Origin of the sequence: Cellulomonas algicola (assembly GCF_003851725.1) — a bacterium.
Classification (GTDB): domain Bacteria; phylum Actinomycetota; class Actinomycetes; order Actinomycetales; family Cellulomonadaceae; genus Cellulomonas; species Cellulomonas algicola.
The window spans coordinates 1-1,937 of the sequence record NZ_BHYL01000389.1 but is presented as its reverse complement, the minus strand read 5'-3'; the positions used below and the strand labels follow the sequence as shown (position 1 = coordinate 1,937).

General features: G+C 78.8%; 2 protein-coding genes. One reads left to right on the top strand and one right to left on the bottom strand.

All coding sequences use genetic code 11. The features are described 5' to 3' along the window. The coding region (locus tag CTKZ_RS19705; protein ID WP_200829840.1) for an AfsR/SARP family transcriptional regulator at nt 1-1,171 on the top strand (1,171 nt) is incomplete at its 5' end. On the opposite strand, the gene CTKZ_RS19700 is transcribed toward CTKZ_RS19705, so the two are convergent. After that, nucleotides 1,098-1,937 (bottom strand): NADase-type glycan-binding domain-containing protein (locus CTKZ_RS19700; RefSeq protein ID WP_235843569.1); only part of this gene is annotated, 840 nt, incomplete at its 5' end. The genes CTKZ_RS19705 and CTKZ_RS19700 overlap by 74 nt on opposite strands.

Sequence of the window (1,937 nt, the reverse complement as noted above, 5' to 3'; positions counted from 1 at the left end):
CGCCCGGACCGCGGAGGCGGTCGCGCGCCGGGCGGGCGCACCGGGCGCGCTGGCGTACGCGTACGCCGCGCTCGCGGCGACCGACCCCGACGGCGGCGCCGAGCTGCGAGGGCTCGCGACCGCGACCGCCGAGGAGCACGGCGTGGACGTGCGGCCGTGGGCGGTGCTCGACGCGGCGACGCCCGGCTCCCCGGTGCGGCGGCCCCACGCGGTCGACGACCCCGTGTGGGGCGGCGTGCCGCTGGTCGACGTCCGCTGCCTGGGGGAGTTCCGCCTGCGCGTCGACGGGGTCGACGCGGACCTGTCGGGCGTCCGTCCGCGGGCCCGCGCCGCGCTGCGGGTGCTCGCGCTGCACGCGGGCCGGCCGGTGCACCGCGAGCAGCTGGCCGAGGCGCTGTGGGGCGACCTCGACCCGCGCGCGGCGCTGCACAACCTGCACGTGAGCCTGTCGGCGGTACGGCGCGCGCTCGAGCCGGGCGTCCCGACGCGCAGCAGCCGGCTGGTCGTGCGCGACGGCGAGACCTACACGCTCGTGCTGCGCCCCGGGTCGACGAGCGACGTCGCCGAGCTCGACCGTGCGGTGCGGGAGGCCCGACGGCTGCGGGCCGCGGGCGACGACGCGGGCGCGCGCGCCGAGCTCGCACGGGCCGTCGACCTGCACGCCGGCGACCTGCTGCCCGAGGACGGGCCCGCGGACTGGGTGGTCGCGGAGCGTGAGCGGTTGCGGCTCACGGCCGCCGACGCCGCCGTCGAGCTCGCCGAGCTCGAGATGGAGCGCGGCCGCTTCGACCGTGCCGTCGCCGCGGCGACCCGGGCCATCCGGCTCGACGAGTGCCGGGACCACGCGTGGCGCGTGCTCGTGACGGCGTTCACCGCGGCCGGGGACGCCGCCGCCGCGCACCGGGCGTCGCAGGGCTACCGGGCCATGCTCGACACCCTGGGGGTCGCCGTCGGTGACGAGCCGTCGCCTGCGGTGGCCGCCGTCGCGGACCGTGCGACGGGCGCGGCACCGCTGCGCGGCCGTCCCGCACCGCGGCTCACGCCTGTGGGGCCCGTGGTCGCGCCCGCCTCGTCGCCGGTCACCGCCGGTCCGGCCGTCACGAGCGGCCGCGGAGCTCCACCTCCGCGATCGCCACGTGGGTCTCGGGCGTCGCGCGGTACGTGGAGCTGATGGTCAGGCGGATCGCCACGACGTCGTCGATCGCGGTCGCGACGCTCTGCAGGCCGACGCGGTCGGCGAGCGGCAGGTCGACGGTCTGCTGCGTGCCCGCCGACGTGGTGGCGGTGAGCGTGAGCACGCGCGGGCTCGACCCCTCGAGGTAGTCCTTCTCGACGTCCGACGCGCCGGGGATGACGAGCACGCGCGTGAGCCGGAACGGCTGCGCGAACGCCATGTCGACGAACTGCCCGACGCCGTCGCCGGGCGCCGCGGGGGACCACGCGAGGTTGGTCGCGCCGTCGCGGATCTGCTTGGCGGGCCGGTCGGGGAGCTCGCTCGACGCGGCGATCTGCGTCGGGTTGACGGCGGTGTTGCCCTGGATGCGGTCGAGCACCGAGATCCTGGCCCGCTCGATCTCGGGCCGGAACGCGAGCACCGCGGCGACGATCGCCCCGATGACGACGATCGCGACGACGGGCCGCGTCGGGAAGCGGCGCCGGCGCGGCGGCCGGTAACCGGCGGTGCGCGCGGCCTTGGGCTCGGGGCGCCACAGCCGGCTCCACCACGACCGGCGCTGCGCGACGGGTGCGTCGGCGAGGCTCGTGCCGCAGCGGCGGCAGAACTTGCGCGTGGGGGCGTTGCCCGCGCCGCAGTGCCCGCAGACGAGGTCGCCCGGTGCGGGCGGGGCCTCGTCGGCCTTCGGCGCGGGGCGCGGCTTGCGCGGTGCCTGCGGTGCCCCCGGCTTCACGGCGGTGGGCTGCTGCGGCGCGGCGGGGGC